Here is an 18621-nt window from a genome sequence, read left to right as displayed (position 1 = left end):
GAAAAGATGGCGACGAATGTGGCGTTGACGGGCTTGGCACGTGATATGCAGGCGCGTGCGGACAGCGGGCGGCCAATCCGCATCGGGCTGATCGGCTCCGGCGAGATGGGCACCGATATCGTGACGCGCGTGGCGCATATGCCCGGCATCGAAATTGGCGCCATTTCCGAACTGCGTGTTCCGAACGCTTTGAAAGCAGTCGACATCGCCTATCAGGAAGAAGGTCACGGCAAGGAGGTTTCGAACGCCTCCGATCTGACCTCGGCCATGGAAGGCGGCAAGGTCGCCGTAACCGACAATGCCAGCCTGATCCTCGAAAACGATCTGATCGATGTGGTAATCGACGCCACCGGCGTTCCGGCTGTCGGCGCGGAAATTGGCCTGCGCGCCATGGAACATGGCAAGCATCTCGTTATGATGAATGTCGAAGCAGACGTCACCATCGGCGCTTACCTCAAGGCGGAAGCGGACCGTCTGGGCGTCACCTATTCCCTCGGCGCTGGCGACGAACCGTCTTCCTGCATGGAACTGATCGAATTCGTTTCCGCCATGGGTCACCCCATCGTTGCTGCGGGCAAGGGCAAGAACAACCCGCTCAACATCGACGCCATCCCCGATGATTATCTGGAAGAAGCCAAGCGCCGCAACATGAATGTGCGTATGCTGGTTGAGTTCGTCGATGGTTCCAAGACCATGGTTGAAATGGCAGCCATCGCGAATGCCACCGGCCTCGTGCCGGACAAGGCGGGCATGCACGGCCCTGCCGCAACGCTTGACCAGCTCAACAAGACGCTGATTCCGGAAAAGGACGGCGGCGTGCTGTCGAAGGTCGGCGTGGTGGATTATTCCATCGGCAAGGGTGTTGCGCCCGGCGTCTTCGTCGTGGCCGACATGTCGCATCCGCGCGTTTCCGAACGCATGGAAGATCTGAAAATGGGCAAGGGTCCATATTTCACCTTCCACCGTCCATATCACCTGACCTCGCTGGAAGTTCCGCTGACCTGCGCCCGCGTCGTGCTCTACGGCAAGCCGGATATGGTGCCGCTGGCAAAGCCCGTGGCCGAAGTATGTGCTGTCGCTAAGAAGGACATGCAGCCAGGCGAAAAGCTCGATGCCATTGGCGAATATTGCTACCGCGCCTGGATCATGACGTCTGGCGAAGCGCGTACCGCGCATGCCATCCCGTGCGGCCTTCTTCAGGACGGCAGCGTGACGAAGCCGATCAAGAAGGGTGAACTCATCACCTATGACAATGCAGCCGTCGCGCCGGGTTCGAAGATTGCCGAACTGCGCGCTCGCCAGGACAAGCTCGTTTACGGAGCATAAGGAGCCGCACCATGGTTCAAGCCAGAAAGATTCATGCGCAGGCCGCAGATCGCCACAACCTGCCCTTCGCTTTTCGCACCTATTCGCCTGAACAGCTGAAGGAAGCTCTGCACAAGATGTATCTCATCCGCCGCTTCGAAGAAGGCGCGGAGGAAAGCTACACGCGGGGGTTTATTCACGGGACGATGCACCTGTCCATCGGACAGGAAGCAAGCGCCATGGGTTCCTGCCTGCCGCTGACAGACGATGACATGATCACCTCGACCCATCGCGGCCATGGTCATTGCATCGCCAAAGGTGCCGATGTGAAGCGTATGTTTGCCGAATTCTTCGGCAAGGAAACCGGTTATTGCAAGGGCCGCGGCGGTTCCATGCATATTGCCGATGTGTCCAAGGGCAATCTCGGCGCCAATGGCATCGTTGGCGGCGGCATTCCGATTGCTGTCGGCGCTGCGCTTTCCGCCAAGAAGCAGAAGAACAACAAGGTTGTCGTGTCGTTTTTCGGCGACGGCGCCAATAATGAAGGCGCTTTCCATGAAGCGCTCAATATGGCTTCCGTCTGGAAACTGCCGGTCGTTTTTGTCTGCGAAAACAATGGTTATGGCATGTCCACTTCAACCAAGCGTTCAACGGCGGTGGCCAATGTTGCGGATCGCGCTTCGGCCTACAACATGCCGGGCAAGGTCGTGGACGGCAACAACCTCTCCGACGTGGCGGAAGCCATCAGCGAGGCGGTGGAACGCGCACGGCACGGCGAAGGCCCTTCGCTGATCGAAAACAAGACCTACCGACTGCGCGGTCATTCGAAGAGCGACCGCAACCGCTATCGCACCAAGGAAGAGATCGAGGATTGGGCGAACAATCGCGATCCCATCGCGCATTTCGAGGCTGATCTGAAGGCTTATGGCGTGATCGACGATAAGGAGATCGAAGCCATTCGGGCCAATGTCGAGAAGGAAATCGCCGAGGCGATTGAATTCGCGAAGAACAGCCCTTCTCCCGACCTCACCAACCTGACCCGCGACGTATATACGGACGAAATCTGATCATGGACACCACAATCCGCGAGTTGAGCTATTCGCAGGCCGTTCAGGAAGCCATGGCGATTGCCATGGAGCGCGATGAGCGCGTTTTCCTGATGGGCGAGGACATCGGCGTCTATGGCGGCGCGTTTCAGGTTACCGGCGATCTCGTGCATCGCTTCGGTGAAGACCGCGTCATGGATACGCCAATTTCCGAACTGGGCGGCGCTGGCGTCGCCGTCGGCGCGGCGCTCACCGGCATGCGCCCGATCTTCGAATTCCAGTTCTCCGACTTTGCCGCGCTCGCCATGGAGCAGATCGTCAATCAGGCCGCAAAAATCCGTTATATGCTGGGCGGCGCGGTTTCGGTGCCGCTGGTCATGCGCTTTCCGGCCGGTTCCGGCACGGGTGCCGCTGCACAGCACAGCCAGAGCCTCGAAGCCTGGCTCGGTCATGTGCCCGGACTGAAGGTCTTGCAGCCATCCACGCCGCATGACGTCAAGGGCATGCTGCTTGCAGCCGTTGAAGACCCCGATCCTGTCATGATCTTCGAGCACAAGCTGCTCTACAAAATGAAAGGCCCAGTGCCGGAAGGCTATTATACCGTTCCCATCGGCAAGGCCGAAGTGGTGCGCGAGGGCCGCGATCTCACCATCGTCGCGACCGCGATCATGGTGCATAAGGCGCTGGATGCTGCGGCAGAACTGGCCAAGGAAGGCATCGACGTGGAAGTCATTGATCTGCGCACAGTGCGCCCGATTGATCGCGACACGATCATCAAAAGCGTCAAGAAGACCTCAAAGCTGCTTTGCGTCTATGAAGCCGTGAAAACGCTCGGTATCGGCGCGGAAATCTCGGCCATCGTCGCCGAAAGCGATGCTTTCGATTATCTTGATGCCCCGATCGTCCGCCTTGGTGGCGCAGAAACGCCAATCCCGTACAACCCGGATCTGGAACGCGCGACCGTGCCGCAGGTGCCTGACATTTTCAAGAGCGCCCGCGATCTTGCCAGGGGAGTGCGCTGACCATGGCGGTTGAAGTCATCCTGCCGAAAGTCGATATGGATATGGAGACCGGCCAGATTTCGCGCTGGTACGCCAAGGATGGCGATACCGTCACGAAGGGCCAGCTCCTTTTCGAGATCGAAACGGACAAGGCGGCCATGGAAGTGGACGCACCGGCCAGCGGCACTCTCGCTGACGTGACTGCCGCCGAAGGTACTGTTGTGCCAGTCGGTCAGGCCGTTGCCTGGATTTACGAAGAAGGCGAAGAGCGCAAAGCACCACCATCCGTTGAGCTCACCGCCAATGCGCAGCCTGCGCCCCCGCAGAGCGCGCCCGTGCCGGTTCGGGAGGATGGCCCCCCACCTTTCGAACCGGTCGTTTCTGCCTCCCGAGGCCTTGCCGCTCAGGAAGCTGCCGTGCGTGCAACGCCGCTTGCACGCCGGCTGGCCCGCGAAGCCGGTATCGATCTGGAGGCGATTGCCGGTTCCGGCCCCAAGGGCCGCGTGCAAAAAAAGGATGTCGAGGCGAAGATCGGCTACGCCCCCGCTGTGGCTTTAAGCCCATCGGCTGCCGCCCCGGCACAAAGACCTGCTGCGTCCGGTTCCGCTGCACCGCTCAATGCCGTCTGGCTACGTGAGGGTGAAGCTGGAAAACTGCCGGTTGTCCTGATCCACGGCTTTGCTGCCGACCTCAATTCGTGGCGGGGGCTGTTTGCAGGGGCGACGCTTGGCCATCCGGTTCTGGGGCTTGATCTTCCCGGACACGGTGCTTCCCCGCGGGTGGTGCCGGACAGCGTCGATGCAATTGCCGAAGCCGTCGAAGCCACACTTGCAGCCTTCGGCGTAAATGCCTGCCTGCTCGGCGGCCATTCGTTTGGCGGCGCTGTTGCTGCAGTCGTTGCCGCACGTGGCATCGTCGATGTGCGTTCGCTGGTGCTGATTTCGTCTGCCGGTCTCGGCCCCGAAATCAACGGCGCCTTCACCAAAGGCCTGATCGCCGCCAAAAGCGAGGCGAGCATCGTCCCATGGTTGAAATTGCTGGTCAGCGATGAGAAACTGCTCACGCGGCCTTTCATCAATGCTACGGTCGCTCAGGCCGCCGATATGGAATTGCGCGCCGCGCAAAGCGCGATTGCGGAACGGTTCTTCACCGATGGCACACAGACCTTCGATCTGCGTTCAACCGTCGCTGGATTGCCGATCCCTGTGCGGCTGATCTTCGGTGCGGAAGATCGGGTCATTCCCGTCAGCCATGCTCATGGCCTGCCCGGAAAAGTTGGTGTGCATATCTTCCAGCGTTGCGGACATATGCCGCAAATTGAAGAGCGTGCCGAAGTGCTGCGTATTCTAGGCGAATGCGCCCGCGCCGTTGCCTGAAACAACAAAGCCCCGGTTCAGCCGGGGCTTTTCTAGTATGTCAGGCAGTGAGCGCCGATAACGTCCGCTCGACCAGCCGCGTCATCGAGCGCGTTGAGCCGAAGGGCCAGATATCGCTTCCAAGATGATAGATATGACCAGCACTGACCACGGGCAGAACTGGCCAGATGGCGCTTTCCGTCAGTTCCTTCGGCGTCGTATCATCCAGCAGGCAAAGCCGTGTTTCCGGACCGAGAGCGGCAAGCTCTTCCAGCCCGAATGTCGTAAAACCAAAGGGCTGCACGCCACGGTCGACTGCTTCGGAGAAACCAGCCTGCACCAGCGTTTTCATCACCGCAGAATTGGTCGTGAATATTCTCAGCCGCGCCACACCCGGCAAGGGCTGCGCAATCGCCACGGGCAACGAACCGGATAGTTTTGCCCGCGCTGCTGATAGACCATCTTCGAAAGTCTGCCATTCGGCCCTGCCCTCCGCCTCGCGTTCGAGCGCGGTTGCAGCGGCAGCAAGATTTGATTTCATATCCTGAAAGAGATCGGCGCTATCCGACGCGCCGTCAAGCAGCACGGTCGGCGCGATGGCTATGAGTCGCTCGGCAATCGCCTTATGGCGCAGTGCGGAGGTCAGGATCAAGTCCGGCTTCAGCCGCGTAAGCGCTTCAAGGCTCGGCTGTTGCCGCCCGCCAACATCGGCTGCATCGGCGAGGCCGTCATTCTCGATATTGACCCACTGCCGATAGCCCGCCAGATCGGCGACGCCCAACGGGCGAATGCCGAGCGAAAGCGCAATTTCCGTTTCCGCCCATTCAAGGGTTACGATCTTGCGCGGCGCTTCGGCCCGAACAGAAGACGTAAGGGCGGCAAAAGCCGCCCCCACAAGAAATTCTCGTCGTGAGAGACTCACTACCATTTCACACTCGTTGTTGCCACGATGGAACGGCCCTGACCGTAATAGCATTGGCTGGTCGAATTACAGCCCGCCACATATTTCTTGTCACCGAGATTAGTAGCATTCACTTGCAGGCTGTAGTTGCCAAGATCATAGCGCAGGAAGGCATCAACCAACGTATAGGACGGCACGAAAAACGTATTCAGCGTGTCGCCAGCGGTCTTGCCGATGCGACGCACACCGCCGCCCAAAACGAGATCACCCTTGAGATTGTCCGGCAGCGGCACGTTATAGCTGACGAACAGCGACTGCTGGTCCTTCGGTACGGTGTAAGGCATTTTGCCAATTTGTGCCGGGGTCTGGCTTTCGCTCACTTCCGGGTCCTGGAAGCTCATGGCAGCCGTCAGGTTCAGGCGATCCCACAATTGGGCCGTACTTTCCAGCTCGACGCCGCGCACCCGCACTTCGTCCGTCTGATAGTAGACGCCGGAAATACGATTGACGACATTCTGCTGTTCAGCCTCAAAGGCCGAAAGCGTCACGCTGTAATTCGCGCCTTCCGGGGCGTATTTGAGGCCCACTTCCTTCAACGTACCGGTGGTCGGCTTGAGCGGCGTATCCGCCAGTGTCAGCGTCGGCAGGAACGACGTCGAGTAAAGCGCATAAGGCACAAAGCCGCTGTCGAACACATAGGCAACACCTGCACGACCCGTAAACTTTTCCGGGTCCTGCTCGTAATCGACGGTGCGACCCGTTGAGAGCGTCGTCTGCTCGGAATCAACCCGGACGAAGTCCTTGCGTCCACCGAGCGTCACGCGCAGATTGCCCGCTTCGATCTGATCCTGCACATAAATGCCGGTCTGATACTGATTCTGGAGAAGGCGCGTCGTGGCCTTGACCGGTGTCAGCGGCTGATTGAAGGTCGGGTTGAACAAGTCCTGCGACGGACCGGTCGCCGAGCCCGTGTAATTGTCGAGACGCTGCCATTGCTGGTCGACGCCGACCAGCAAAGTGTGTTCCAGCGGACCCGTATCAAAGCGCGATTCAAGCTGCGTATCGAAGGCGATGGCATCAAGCTCCGGCTGTGCCAGATAATTGGTGCGCGGCAGCGTTCTACCGTTCCAGCCACTGGTTGGCAGCACGCCTGCAAACAGGTTGCGATAATCGGTCTTCAGATGCGAATAGCGGAAGTTCTGACGCAGCGTGAAAGTATCGTTGAAGCGATGCTCGAACTGATAGCCAACGTAACCGATTTCCTTCTTATAGGTCGCAATACGCGGATCACCATCGGTGAAGTCGCGCGGAATGCTCTGCCCGGTCGGGTTCGGCAGCACGCTGCCATAGGCCGGTACGATCACACCCGCCTGCCCCAGATCATCCTTGAGATAACCGCCGGATACGATCAGGCTGGTATCCGCATCCGGACGCCAGGCGAAGCTCGGATTGATGGCAATACGGTTGTTCTTGCCCAGATCGTAGGACGTATCGGCGTCGCGGATCATACCGTTCAGCCGATAGGTGAAACGCGGATCGTTGTTGATCGGTCCTGTCAGATCGAATCCGAACTCCTTGCGCTGGAAACTGCCGCCCCGCAGATAGGCTTCATTGGACGCTTCGGCTTGCGGCTGCTTGCTGACCATGTTGACGATGCCGCCCACATTGCTCTGACCGAACAAAGCGGAACTTGGACCGCGCAGAACTTCCACGCTTTCGAGCGAATAGGGTTCAACCACGAAACCTGAATAACCGCCGGTCTGGTTGGCGATCTGCGGAATGCGAATGCCGTCCAGATAGAGATCAGCCGGAAAGCCGCGGATCGTATAGTAATCCGAGCGCACATCCGCGCCATAACGCTGACCGTTCACATTGGCGCTATAAAGCAGCGCTTCACTGACCGACGAAACAGCGCGATCATTCATGTTGTCGCGCGTGACGATGGAAATCGATTGCGGTGTTTCGCGGATCGGCGTGTCGCTCTTGGTGGCTGCGCGGCTATATTCGGCGATGTAGCCCTTCACCGGAACGCGAGGCCCCTTGTCGCCGGAGGTCTGCACTTCGATCGTGTTAAGCTGGATGACGCCCGTATCCTGTGCCATCGCCGGAACGGCAACGGCGCATAGAGCCACGCCTCCAAGCAGCACGGTTTTGAGCAGCGACCCGGCGCGTCTGCTGTTGTGAATGCGATCTGTGTTGCGCACGGTGTCCCTGCTCGTCTTCAACTTTGTTCTCCTGCCGTTTCCTGCAAAACAGCTGATGCCCGCCGCCGGTCAAAGCAGCGGCTGTAGCGATTATTTTTTATTGTTGCGCAAGTCCAGAATTCAGAATAATTCTAATTTACTCACACATATCAATGCGTTGCGCGAGCGAATATATTCAGGACCGTTTGGTGAGTCAGGCCAATCTTGGTTGCATTCGGGTCAAAATTTTGCAATTCCATTTAAATATGACAATTTCAGTCAAATTGGGCCAAAATGGAAATTCGCACGCGACCGAAACACGCCATCGACTATCAGGACATTGCACGCCCTCTGGCGGTGATGCGGCGCGACTATAAGAAAAGCGCTTCGTCCGGCTGGCACAGTCACCGGCGCGGCGAACTTCTCTATAGCAACAGCGGCTATATGACGGCGCAGACCGAAGATGGCGCTTTCATGCTGCCGAGTGGTTACGCCGTGCTTCTGCCGCCCGATGTGCCACACAGCGTCGATATTTATGGCGCAGTGGAAATGCATGCCGTCTTTATCGAAGAATCGGTCCTGCACGATCATTGGGAGCCGACGCGCGTTCTCAAAGTTTCTCCCTTGTTGGACGCCAGCGTGCAGGCACTGGCCGAAGAACCGGTGCTCTATGATGAAAGCGGGCGCGCCCAGCATCTGACCGCACTTATTCTGGACGAGGTTCGCTCGGCGAAAGAACAGCCCTATGTCGTCTCGCTGCCGACCGACAAGCAATTGCGCAGGCTTTGCCGCAGCCTTTTGGACAATCCCGGTCTTGATCTCACCATTGACGATTGGGCGGATGAAGTCGGCATGAGCCGCCGCACCATGACGCGCAAGTTCCGTCTCCAGACAGGTATGAGTTTTGTCGAATGGCGGCAGCGCCTGCGCGTGTCCCATGTCATGCGCAAAAAGGCGGAAGGGATCCCGCTCGCCATCGCCAGCGTCGAAGCGGGCTATCAGAGCGTTTCGACTTTGAAGAAGACGATGAAACGATTGGGCGGTCAATAATGGTGCGGCTCAATGGTAGCGCGAATATATCCGCCGTACAGGCAAATTGATTTTCGCTGCCGCGAATAGTTCCAAATGGAAGATCAGACTGGTGCCGTTAAACGAGATGGAGAAACGACATGAGAGTGTCGGTACTTTCTTTAGCTGCGGCACTGGCGACCTTCGCCTTTCATGCCGAGGCCAGTCCTGTCGGCAATATGCAACCAACAGTGCAGTCGGGGCTCGTTCAGAAAGCACGTGACGGGTGCGGTCGCGGCTGGTTCATGAACTATGACGGTGTATGCGTTCCCGGTTATCGCCGCCCGCCCCCGCCACCCGGTTGGGGATGGGGACCACCACCTCCTCCTCCGGGTTGGGGTTGGGGACCACCGCGGCCACCACGCTGGGGTTGGGGACCGCCGCCGAGAGACTGGCGTCGCCATCATTGGCGGGACGAATATCGCGACGGACCACCGCGTCACAGACCGCGTCCCGATTGGGACTGATTTCAAGAAACCGGATCGGGCGGCCAGGGTCGCCCTTTCCTTTAGTATTTGCATTCCCACGCTTCGCTGATTCTGCTTCGCACAACGCGAGTTTCTCTGCCAAACCCTATTGATATTGCTACAAAAATCAAAAGTAAAATTTTTTGATTTACGTACCTCATTTTTGCTCCTATGGTTTGCATGGAGGAGCAGGAATGAAACCCACCGTTCATGATATAGCGCGCACTGCGGGCGTGAGCCTTGCCACGGTTGATCGCGTTTTGAACGACCGTCCGGGCGTCCGGTCCAAAACCCGCGAGCGGGTGATGGATGCCATGAATGTGCTTGGCTATGTCCGCGACGTGGGGGCGGCCAATCTGGCCCGCAGCCGGCTTTATCAGTTCGATTTCATTGTGCCCGACAATGACAATACCTTCATGCTGAGCCTTCGCGAAGAGATCGCTATGGCAACCGAACGCGTTCTGGCGGAGCGTGTTTCGATTAATCTCATTCTCGTTCCCGCATTCGATGAGGCTGCGCTGGTCGCCGCCCTTGACGCCAGCGCCCTTCGCAAGCCAGACGGCGTGGCTTTCGTCGCGCTCGACACGGACCCTGTTCGCGCTGCCTGCGACCGGCTGTGCGCAAGCGGCGTGCACGCCGTCACACTGGTTTCCGATCTCGGCCAGTCTGCCCGCGAACATTATATCGGCGTGGACAATGCTGCGGCCGGGCGCACGGCGGCGCGCCTTCTCGGCCTTTTCGCGAACGGGACCGAAGGCGTCATTGCCATTCTCACCGGTTCGCTGAAAGTGCGCGATCACCGCGAACGTTTCGATGGTTTTACCTCAGCGATGCGAAGCGATTTTCCCGCACGCGCTATCCTCCCCGCGCTTGAAGGCCTTGATGAAGACGCGCGCGTGGAAAATCTGGTAAGCACGCTGCTTCGCGAGCGGAACGATATCGCGGGCATTTACAGCCTCGGGGCTGGCAATGGCGGCTTGCTTCGCGCGCTTGCCGCCCATGAGGGAAAGCGCCCGCTGGTCATAGCCCATGAGCGCGATGACGCGACCTCTCAGGCGCTCGAACAAGGGCTGATCCACGGCGTTCTTGCGCAGGATGCAGGGCATGAAATTCGCAGCGCCATTCGTATCCTGAAAGCCTCCTCTGATCGGCTGCCGATCATTGCGGGGCAAGAACATATCCGCATCGAAATCTTTCTCAAAGACAACCTGCCGCAGTTCTGCTGAACCGCCGGCCCTCATGAAATTCCGACAGGAGCCACTATGTATCTCGGCCTCGATCTTGGAACATCCGGCGTAAAAGCGCTTCTGATCGATGACAATCAGCGACTTATTGGTTCTGCACATGGTGAATTGGATGTATCGCGCCCGCTTGCGGGCTGGAGCGAGCAGGACCCCGCCCAATGGATCAGCGCCACTGAAACGGCCATAGACGCCCTGCGGCAAGCCCGTCCGACGGAATTTGCTGCCACCAAAGGCATCGGCCTTTCTGGCCAGATGCACGGCGCGACATTGCTGGACGATGCAGATCAGGTGCTTCGCCCCTGCATCCTCTGGAACGACACGCGGAGCTATCGCGAGGCCGCCGAGCTTGATGCCGACCCGGCCTTCCGCACTATTACGGGCAATATCGTCTTTCCGGGCTTTACCGCGCCCAAACTGGTGTGGGTCGCGCGCAATGAACCTGAAAACTTCACTAAGACGCGTAAGGTCCTGTTGCCCAAGGATTATCTGCGCCTCTGGTTGACGGGCGAGCACGTTTCGGACATGTCAGATTCCGCCGGAACCAGCTGGCTCGATACCGGCGGGCGTCACTGGTCGTCCGAATTGCTTGCAAAGACGGGACTGACCGAAAGCCATATGCCGCGCCTTGCGGAAGGCAGCGACGCCACGGGACAACTGCGTGCCGAACTCGCTGCGCGTTGGGGTATCGACGGTCGCCCAGTGGTCGCTGGCGGCGCAGGTGATAATGCCGCATCGGCCTGCGGCATGGGAACGGTGAAGTCCGGCCATGCCTTCGTGTCGCTCGGCACTTCCGGCGTCCTGTTTGCCGCCAACGGCGCTTATCAGCCGAAGCCGGAAAGCGCGGTCCATGCCTTTTGCCACGCACTGCCCGGCACATGGCACCAGATGGGCGTCATTCTTTCGGCGGCAAGCGCGCTTGACTGGTTCGCGCGTGTTGTTGGTGCAACGCCGCATGTACTTGATCAGGAACTGGGCGAAACCGTCACGGCTCCCGGCGGCGTAACGTTTCTGCCTTATCTGTCCGGCGAGCGCACGCCTTACAATGACGCGAAAATTCGCGGTAGCTTCTCCGGTCTGGAGCATGAAACCGACCGCAGGGCCATGACACAGGCCGTTCTGGAGGGTGTCGCCTTCGCCCTTCGCGACAGTCTCGTGGCCCTTCAATCGGCGGGCACTGAAATCCATTCGCTCATCGCGGTCGGTGGCGGGTCCCGCTCGGCTTATTGGCTGAAATCCATAGCAACGGCGCTGAACACGCCTGTTTCGCTGCCGGAAGAAGGCGACTTCGGCGCAGCCTTCGGCGCAGCGCGTCTAGGACTGATCGCGGCCAGCGGTGCCGATCCGTTTGCGATCTGCACGCCACCGCGTACCGCGCGCACTATCGAACCCGAACAGGCGCTTCTCTCCGCTTACGACGAGGCCTATCAGCGCTACCACGCAATGTACCCGGCTCTACATTCGCTGGCCGGTTAAATATCCAACACAATGGGAGGATGAACATGGCAACCGGATTTTTCGGTGACATAGAAAAAGTTCGCTTTGAAGGTCCTGACAGCGATAACCCGCTGGCATTTCGTCACTACAATCCCGACGAAATCGTGCTTGGGAAACGCATGGAAGATCACCTGCGTTTCGCGGTTGCCTATTGGCACACCTTCGCTTGGGAAGGCGGAGACCCGTTTGGCGGGCGCACATTCGAGCGTCCCTGGTATTCCAACGATATGGACGCGGCCAAGCTGAAAGCAGACGTCGCCTTCGAGTTCTTTTCCCTGCTTGGCGCGCCGTTCTACTGCTTCCACGACGCCGATGTGCGTCCGGAAGGCAAGGACTTCGCGGAGAACACCAGAAACCTCAACCAAATTGTTGATATTTTTGAGAAAAAGCAGGCAGAGACTGGCATAAATCTGCTCTGGGGAACTGCCAATCTATTTTCGCATCGTCGATATATGTCGGGTGCGGCGACCAATCCCGATCCGGAAGCTTTTGCCTTTGCCGCAGCCACGGTCAAGACCTGTATCGATGCCACGATGCGGCTCGGCGGCCAGAATTACGTGCTTTGGGGCGGTCGTGAGGGCTATGAAACCCTGCTCAACACCGACCTGTCACGCGAACTCGACCATATGGGGCGTTTTCTCAATCTGGTTGTCGAGTACAAGCACAAGATCGGTTTCAAGGGCACGATCCTGATTGAACCAAAGCCGCAAGAACCAACCAAGCATCAGTATGATTACGATGTTGCGACTGTCTATGGCTTCCTGAAACGCTATGGCCTCGAAAACGAAGTGAAGCTGAACATCGAACAGGGGCACGCCATTCTTGCCGGGCACTCGTTCGAGCATGAGCTGGCGCTGGCGCGCACGCTCGGCATCCTCGGCTCTATCGACATGAACCGCAATGATTATCAGTCCGGTTGGGACACGGATCAGTTCCCCAACAATGTGCCGGAAATGGCGCTCGCCTATTATCAGGTGCTTTTGGGCGGCGGTTTCAAAACGGGCGGCACGAATTTCGACGCCAAGCTGCGCCGCCAGTCGTTGGACGCGCAGGACCTGCTGATCGGGCATATCGGCGGCATGGATTGCTGCGCGCGCGGCCTCAAGGCTGCGGCGCAAATGTTGGAAGATGGTGCGCTTTCAAAGCCGCTGGAAGAGCGTTATGCAGGCTGGAACGGCGACTTCGGCAAGAAGCTTCTGGGCGGTCTGTCTCTCGAAGAGATTACCGCTGCCGTAGAAGGGCAGAATATCAATCCACGCCCGAAATCAGGTCGTCAGGAATATCTGGAAAACGTGATCAATCGCTACGTTTGATCCGACAAAACCAAACAAAACCCCGCCTTCCGGGCGGGGTTTTGCATGCTTGATTTAATTCAACGCAACGTGATGCGTTGTGCGACAGGCGGCAAAACGGTCGAGCTTTTGATCGTAAACCGTTGTCTTGATTTGCATCATTCCAAGCACCGTATGAAACAGATTGTCATGTGAAGAGGGCTCGGCAACGGTCTTCTTCAGGCAATCGACATCAAGCCCCGTATCCAATGCATATTCCGGCGCAAACCACGTGATGAACGGCACATGGGTCTGCTGTGACGGCGCAATGAAATACGGCGCGGCATGAAGATAGAGACCATCCTCGCCAAGAGACTCGCCATGGTCGGACATGTAAATCATCGATGAAGCAAATTTGTCTTCATGCGCTTTCAGCAAATCTATGACCTCCGACAGGATGTGATCCGTATAAAGGATAGAATTGTCATAGGCATTGACGATCTCGTCATGCGAGCACTTGGCGAAATCGTTGGAGCGGCAATCCGGCTTGAACTTGGCAAATTCTTCCGGGTAACGGCGATAATAGGCCGGGCCGTGGCTGCCTGTCATATGTAGGACGATGGTAGCATTGCCTGACAGCTCTTTCAGTTCCTTGCTCAAACTATCGAATAGAATCTGGTCGATACATTCGCCGCCCTCACAGTAACGCGTGTCCTTGGCGTTTTGCAGATCGATCGTCTTGATGCGGTCTGCAACGCCCTTGCTACCGGTATTGTTCTCATACCACGCCACCTGCACGCCCGCATGTTGCAGCACGTCCATCAGATTTTCCGATCCACGGAACTTGGTATTGGAAAATTCTTCCCGCGTGAAAGGCGAGAACATGCAGGGTACCGAAACCGAGGTTTCTGTCCCGCAGCTGGTCGTGTCGGTGAAGGCAACGACATTGCGCTGCTTCAATTCCGGATTGGTTTCCCGCGAATAGCCGTTGAGACTGAAATTTTGTGCGCGTGCAGTCTCGCCGACCACCACAACCGTCAGCAGCTTCTTATCCGCGGGCAGTTTCGCCATGGTCTGCTTGGCATCAAGCCCAAGTGGCTCCATCGGTATGTCCCGGTTCTTGACCACATGCGCTACATATTGAACCGTGCTGGTGATCGGCGTTCCCGGCATCAGCTTCTGCATGATGTCTGCATTATGCTCGCGAAACATCGATGAATAGGCCGCATAATTCACGCCCAGTATGGCAATCGTCGCCAGCAAGCAGGCGAAGATGATGCCGGTATTAACTGCCAACTTGCCCAGCAAGGGCCGGTGTTTGATCCGCACCCAGGCAATCAGCAAGGATGGCACAACGCCGAACAGCAGCATATGCCAGGCAAAGCTTGGTGTCAGCAGCGCACCGGATTCAGCCTGCGTTGTCGTCAGCGCGGCCTCGACCACATATTTGTCGATAATCGTCCCGAATGTATCGGTGAAATAGGAGCCACCAGCCGCGATCAGAACAAACAGGATCAGGATCGGTTTGATGACATACTTCGCCGAAAACGCCAGCAGCAGCGCCGTATGCAACAGTAGAAGTGCCGCCGCTATGCCCACGAGTTTCCACGGTGCATCGGCATAGTAAGCACCGATTGCGTTCCAGAATGAAGCGTTGGTGAAGATAAAGACGTAAAGCACCGTCAGAAGGCACAATGGGCCGCTGGCGATGGTGGGACGAAATTTTTGCATGGCGTATGTCTCAAGCGGCTCTTTGCGAGATCTGCCCGCGACGCTGGCAGATCTATATGACCAATACGCCTTTGCAAGCGTTTGCTTAGAAACATGCAAATATAATGGTTTTTCTACGGCGGAGCGACCGTAACGCGGTCGCCCCACATAATTTTTTGCGTGGGATCAAAGGCTGACCCAGGCGCCGTTTCTTTTTGACGAGCGTACGCAGGCGTCAATAAAGCTCACACCCAGCAGTCCATCGTCAACAGTCGGATAAAGCACCGCACTATCCGGCTTTTTGCCTTCGCGATGTGCTTCAATGGCATTGGCCGCTTCGGTATAGATCGTCGCAAAAGCTTCGAGATAGCCTTCCGGATGGCCTGCTGGCACACGCGTTACCCGTGCAGCCTCTGGACCAGCACCCGCGCCGCCACGCGTGATAAGCCGCTTCTCACTGCCAAATGGTGTAAACCACAACCGGTTCGGGTCTTCCTGCGCCCATTCAATCCCGCCCTTTGTGCCATAGACACGCAGACGAAGCGCATTTTCGTTGCCGGGAGCAACCTGACTGCACCAGAGCATGCCTTTCGCGCCGCCAGCAAAACGCAGCATGACATGCGCATTATCATCAAGACGCCGCCCCTCGACAAAACTGTCAAGATCGGCAGCCAGACTATCCAATGTCAGGCCGGTCACAAAGGACGCCAGATTGAAGGCGTGGGTGCCAATGTCCCCAGTAGCGCCGCCAAGGCCGGACTGCGCCGGGTCGGTGCGCCAGATTGCGCCCTTCGCGCCGGTAGCTTCGACGGCTTCCGTCAGCCAGTCCTGCGCATATTCCACCTGCGCGACACGCAGATCGCCCAGTTCGCCGCTGGCCACCATGGCGCGGGCCTGCCGCACCATCGGATAACCGGTATAGTTGTGGGTCAACACGAACAGCGCGCCGCTCTCATCCGCAGCTTTTTTAAGCTTCTTGGCATCTGTCAGCGTGGAGGTCAGCGGCTTGTCACAAATGACATGGATTCCGCGCTTCAAAAACTCTTTCGCAGCTTCATAGTGAACATGGTTGGGCGTCACGATGGAAACGGCTTCAATACCGTTTTTCAACCGCGCTTCGCGGATCGCCATTTCGCGGAAATCCGAATAGATGCGGTCCGACGCCAGCCCCAGTTCACGTCCAGAAGCCTGTGCTTTTTCCGGCGAGGACGACAGCGCGCCCGCAACCAGTTCAAAACGGTTGTCGAGCCGCGACGCCATGCGGTGCACGCCGCCAATAAACGCCCCTGCCCCGCCGCCAACCATGCCGAGACGGATGCGCGGGGTTGCAGTTTCCTTGGTTTTGGCTTCAATCGTCATGGATTCCTCGTTTCGTCTCAAAGACCCAGCATACGGCGATTGGCAGCGTCATCGGTGCCGCCGGATGCGAAATCGTCGAACGCCTTGTCGGTGACGCGTATGATATGCGCCTTCACGAATTCTGCGCCTTCGCGCGCGCCGTCTTCCGGGTGCTTCAAGGCGCATTCCCATTCGACCACGGCCCAGCCGTTGAAATCGTTCGCGGCCATTTTCGAGAAGACCGCGCCGAAATCAACCTGCCCGTCGCCGAGTGAACGGAAACGACCGGCGCGATTGACCCAGCCCTGATAGCCGCCATAAACGCCCTGTCGCCCGGTCGGATTGAACTCGGCATCCTTGACGTGGAACATCCTGATCCGGTCTTGGTAAATGTCGATATTGTCGAGATAATCGAGACATTGCAGCACATAATGCGACGGGTCATAGAGCATGTTGGCGCGCGGGTGGTTCTTCACACGCTCCAGAAACATCTCGAATGTCACGCCGTCATGCAGGTCTTCGCCCGGATGAATTTCGTAGCAGATATCGACGCCATGCTCGTCAGCATGATCGAGAATCGGTGTCCAGCGGCGCGCAAGTTCATCGAACGCCGTCTCCACGAGACCGGCAGGCCGCTGCGGCCATGGATAGACAAACGGCCATGCAAGCGCGCCGGAAAAGGTCGCATGCGCGCCAATGCCGAGATTGCGCGAAGCCTTGATCGCCATCTTGACCTGCTCGACGGCCCAGGCCTGCCGCGCCTTAGGATTGCCGCGCACTTCCGGCACGGCAAAGCCGTCAAAAGCTTCATCATAGGCTGGATGAACCGCGACGAGCTGTCCCTGCAGATGGGTAGAAAGCTCGGTGACGACCACGCCGTTTTCCTTCGCCACACCGGCGAATTCGTCGCAATAGTCCTTGGATTCGGACGCTTTTTTAAGATCGATCAGCTGGCTTGCCCAGGTGGGCACCTGCACGCCGACATAGCCTTTCTCGGCAGCCCATTTGGTAATGCCGTCCCATGTGTTGAACGGCGCTGCATCGCCCGCAAACTGCCCAAGGAAAATCCCCGGCCCCTTGATCGTCTTCATCGAAACTCCTCCAGAATAAAATGAAAATGCGCCCGCCAAAAGGCGGGCGCACGCAAACGGATCAGAATGGCGAATCCGGGAAGTAGAACTGCTCCGCATTGTCTTTCGTGACGAGCGTTGCATCGAGGATGTAATTGCCGCTGACCGGGATCTGGTCATAGAAATGACCTGCCGTGAGCTGCATGGCCGTCGCCACCATCGCTGGTGGATAAAGCACATCGACCGGCACAAGCTTGTCGCCGTCCATGACCTTCTTGATCATGTCCTTGGAACCGGCACCTGCAACGATGTACTGGATATCGCTGCGATTGGCCTGCTTGATTGCTTCGAGCACACCGACAGCCATGTCGTCGTCCTGACACCAGACCACGTCGATCTTCGGATATTTGGTCAGGAAGTCCTGCATCACGCGGAAGGCGTCGTCGCGGTTCCAGTTGCCGTACTGACGGTCGAGAACCTTGACGTTGGAGCCCTCAATGCCCTTGTCGAAACCGTCCTGACGCTGCTGGTCGATCGGGATCGGCATGCCGCGAATGACGACAACCTGCGCATCCGGTGTGGTCTTCTTGATATATTCACCTGCAACCTGACCGAGCGCCGGATTGTTACCGGCGACATAAAGATCGCGGATCGAGTTGTCGTTGTTGCTCGGCGCACGGTCGACCAGGGCGACGAATGTGCCCTTGTCCTTGATTTCCTTGATCGCGTTGACAAGCGGGTCCGGATCGGACGGCAGCACGACCAGCGCATCAAGGCCCTGTACCGCCAGATCCTGCAACGCATTGGCCTGATTAGCCGCATCCGGCGAGGTCTTGACGATCACGTTCAGACCGGGATGCTCCTGCATCAAAAGCTTTGCCACGCGCTCGGCGTGATAGACGACACCGGCGGTCCAACCATGGTCGGCAGCCGGAATTGAAACGCCGATGGTGACCTTCTTGTCCTGTGCGCTGGCGACACCGGTAAATGCCATGGCGCTTGCAGCCAAAGCGGCGAAAGCAACGCCCAAAAATTTCCTTCGCATGTTTTCCTCCCAAAAAACGGGGCTTGTCTCTTTCAATGGATGCATGCCTGGTTCCCGGCACCGTATCCGGTTGCGGGAGACATACCCCTTTTGCCGGAATCGCCCCTGCAATCCCGCCAATTC

At 58.0% G+C, this 18621-nt stretch carries 14 protein-coding genes; 8 read left to right on the top strand and 6 right to left on the bottom strand.

All coding sequences use genetic code 11. The features are described from left to right. Window positions 1–6 precede the first annotated feature (6 nt). The 4 genes from JAU75_RS21180 to JAU75_RS21165 are packed head-to-tail and all read left to right on the top strand — an operon-like array spanning window position 7 to window position 4728. Entirely contained in the window at window positions 7–1326 is a 1320-nt protein-coding gene (locus JAU75_RS21180) for an NAD(P)H-dependent oxidoreductase (RefSeq protein WP_199058477.1), read from the top strand. Between the two features lie 11 nt (window positions 1327–1337). Continuing rightward, window positions 1338–2372 carry a thiamine pyrophosphate-dependent dehydrogenase E1 component subunit alpha gene (locus JAU75_RS21175; protein ID WP_199058476.1) on the top strand — a complete coding sequence of 345 codons (1035 nt, stop codon included), beginning with the start codon at window positions 1338–1340 and terminating at the stop codon, window positions 2370–2372. 2 nt (window positions 2373–2374) lie between these two features. After that, window positions 2375–3373 carry an alpha-ketoacid dehydrogenase subunit beta gene (locus JAU75_RS21170; RefSeq protein WP_199058475.1) on the top strand — a complete coding sequence of 333 codons (999 nt, stop codon included), beginning with the start codon at window positions 2375–2377 and terminating at the stop codon, window positions 3371–3373. A 2-nt stretch (window positions 3374–3375) separates the two neighbouring features. Further along, window positions 3376–4728, top strand: a complete 1353-nt coding sequence (locus JAU75_RS21165) for an acetoin dehydrogenase dihydrolipoyllysine-residue acetyltransferase subunit (protein ID WP_199058474.1) — start codon at window positions 3376–3378, stop codon at window positions 4726–4728. Window positions 4729–4768: 40 nt separating this feature from the next. Here JAU75_RS21165 and JAU75_RS21160 read toward each other — a convergent pair whose 3' ends face one another. After that, window positions 4769–5635 (bottom strand): iron-siderophore ABC transporter substrate-binding protein, encoded by an 867-nt coding sequence (locus JAU75_RS21160; RefSeq protein ID WP_247880574.1) that lies wholly within the window; start codon window positions 5633–5635, stop codon window positions 4769–4771. Beyond that, window positions 5629–7833 carry a TonB-dependent siderophore receptor gene (locus JAU75_RS21155; protein WP_371836222.1) on the bottom strand — a complete coding sequence of 735 codons (2205 nt, stop codon included), beginning with the start codon at window positions 7831–7833 and terminating at the stop codon, window positions 5629–5631. Before JAU75_RS21155 ends, JAU75_RS21160 begins: the two co-directional genes overlap by 7 nt. A 252-nt stretch (window positions 7834–8085) precedes the next feature. Between JAU75_RS21155 and JAU75_RS21150 the strand changes: the two genes are divergently transcribed. The 4 genes from JAU75_RS21150 to xylA all read left to right on the top strand — a co-directional run bounded on the left by JAU75_RS21150 (window position 8086) and on the right by xylA (window position 13377). After that, window positions 8086–8841, top strand: coding sequence for a helix-turn-helix domain-containing protein (locus tag JAU75_RS21150; protein WP_199058472.1), 756 nt, complete (start codon window positions 8086–8088; stop codon window positions 8839–8841). Between the two features lie 679 nt (window positions 8842–9520). Next, window positions 9521–10552, top strand: coding sequence for a LacI family DNA-binding transcriptional regulator (locus tag JAU75_RS21145; RefSeq protein WP_199058471.1), 1032 nt, complete (start codon window positions 9521–9523; stop codon window positions 10550–10552). Window positions 10553–10588: 36 nt separating this feature from the next. Next, on the top strand, window positions 10589–12043 hold the full coding sequence (gene xylB / locus JAU75_RS21140) for a xylulokinase (protein ID WP_199058470.1): 1455 nt from the start codon (window positions 10589–10591) through the stop codon (window positions 12041–12043). 26 nt (window positions 12044–12069) lie between these two features. Then, entirely contained in the window at window positions 12070–13377 is a 1308-nt protein-coding gene (gene xylA, locus JAU75_RS21135) for a xylose isomerase (protein WP_199058469.1), read from the top strand. A gap of 54 nt (window positions 13378–13431) precedes the next feature. Here xylA and JAU75_RS21130 read toward each other — a convergent pair whose 3' ends face one another. From JAU75_RS21130 to JAU75_RS21115, 4 genes are all read right to left on the bottom strand, one after another. After that, window positions 13432–15066 carry a phosphoethanolamine--lipid A transferase gene (locus tag JAU75_RS21130; protein ID WP_199058468.1) on the bottom strand — a complete coding sequence of 545 codons (1635 nt, stop codon included), beginning with the start codon at window positions 15064–15066 and terminating at the stop codon, window positions 13432–13434. A 165-nt stretch (window positions 15067–15231) separates the two neighbouring features. Beyond that, window positions 15232–16404: a Gfo/Idh/MocA family protein gene (locus JAU75_RS21125; protein ID WP_199058467.1), complete on the bottom strand. Its 1173-nt coding sequence runs from the start codon at window positions 16402–16404 to the stop codon at window positions 15232–15234. A 17-nt stretch (window positions 16405–16421) separates the two neighbouring features. Next, complete coding sequence (locus JAU75_RS21120; protein ID WP_199058466.1) at window positions 16422–17474, bottom strand: sugar phosphate isomerase/epimerase; 1053 nt, start codon at window positions 17472–17474, stop codon at window positions 16422–16424. A gap of 61 nt (window positions 17475–17535) precedes the next feature. Next, window positions 17536–18498 (bottom strand): substrate-binding domain-containing protein, encoded by a 963-nt coding sequence (locus JAU75_RS21115; RefSeq protein WP_199058465.1) that lies wholly within the window; start codon window positions 18496–18498, stop codon window positions 17536–17538. Window positions 18499–18621 lie beyond the last annotated feature (123 nt).

It is taken from the genome of Ochrobactrum sp. Q0168 (assembly GCF_016427605.1).
GTDB lineage: Bacteria > Pseudomonadota > Alphaproteobacteria > Rhizobiales > Rhizobiaceae > Brucella.
Note: the sequence above shows the minus strand (reverse complement) of the source record. Positions and strands in the feature narration are given on the sequence as shown.

What these genes read in the sequence shown, in the direction of transcription:
- JAU75_RS21120 (WP_199058466.1), bottom strand. Translation starts at nt 17,474, where the DNA reads ATGAAGACGATCAAGGGGCCGGGGATTTTCCTTGGGCAGTTTGCGGGC.
- JAU75_RS21160 (WP_247880574.1), bottom strand. Translation starts at nt 5,635, where the DNA reads ATGGTAGTGAGTCTCTCACGACGAGAATTTCTTGTGGGGGCGGCTTTT.
- JAU75_RS21165 (WP_199058474.1), top strand. Translation starts at nt 3,376, where the DNA reads ATGGCGGTTGAAGTCATCCTGCCGAAAGTCGATATGGATATGGAGACC.
- xylB (WP_199058470.1), top strand. Translation starts at nt 10,589, where the DNA reads ATGTATCTCGGCCTCGATCTTGGAACATCCGGCGTAAAAGCGCTTCTG.
- JAU75_RS21150 (WP_199058472.1), top strand. Translation starts at nt 8,086, where the DNA reads ATGGAAATTCGCACGCGACCGAAACACGCCATCGACTATCAGGACATT.
- JAU75_RS21170 (WP_199058475.1), top strand. Translation starts at nt 2,375, where the DNA reads ATGGACACCACAATCCGCGAGTTGAGCTATTCGCAGGCCGTTCAGGAA.
- JAU75_RS21145 (WP_199058471.1), top strand. Translation starts at nt 9,521, where the DNA reads ATGAAACCCACCGTTCATGATATAGCGCGCACTGCGGGCGTGAGCCTT.
- JAU75_RS21175 (WP_199058476.1), top strand. Translation starts at nt 1,338, where the DNA reads ATGGTTCAAGCCAGAAAGATTCATGCGCAGGCCGCAGATCGCCACAAC.
- JAU75_RS21115 (WP_199058465.1), bottom strand. Translation starts at nt 18,498, where the DNA reads ATGCGAAGGAAATTTTTGGGCGTTGCTTTCGCCGCTTTGGCTGCAAGC.
- JAU75_RS21180 (WP_199058477.1), top strand. Translation starts at nt 7, where the DNA reads ATGGCGACGAATGTGGCGTTGACGGGCTTGGCACGTGATATGCAGGCG.
- JAU75_RS21130 (WP_199058468.1), bottom strand. Translation starts at nt 15,066, where the DNA reads ATGCAAAAATTTCGTCCCACCATCGCCAGCGGCCCATTGTGCCTTCTG.
- xylA (WP_199058469.1), top strand. Translation starts at nt 12,070, where the DNA reads ATGGCAACCGGATTTTTCGGTGACATAGAAAAAGTTCGCTTTGAAGGT.
- JAU75_RS21125 (WP_199058467.1), bottom strand. Translation starts at nt 16,404, where the DNA reads ATGACGATTGAAGCCAAAACCAAGGAAACTGCAACCCCGCGCATCCGT.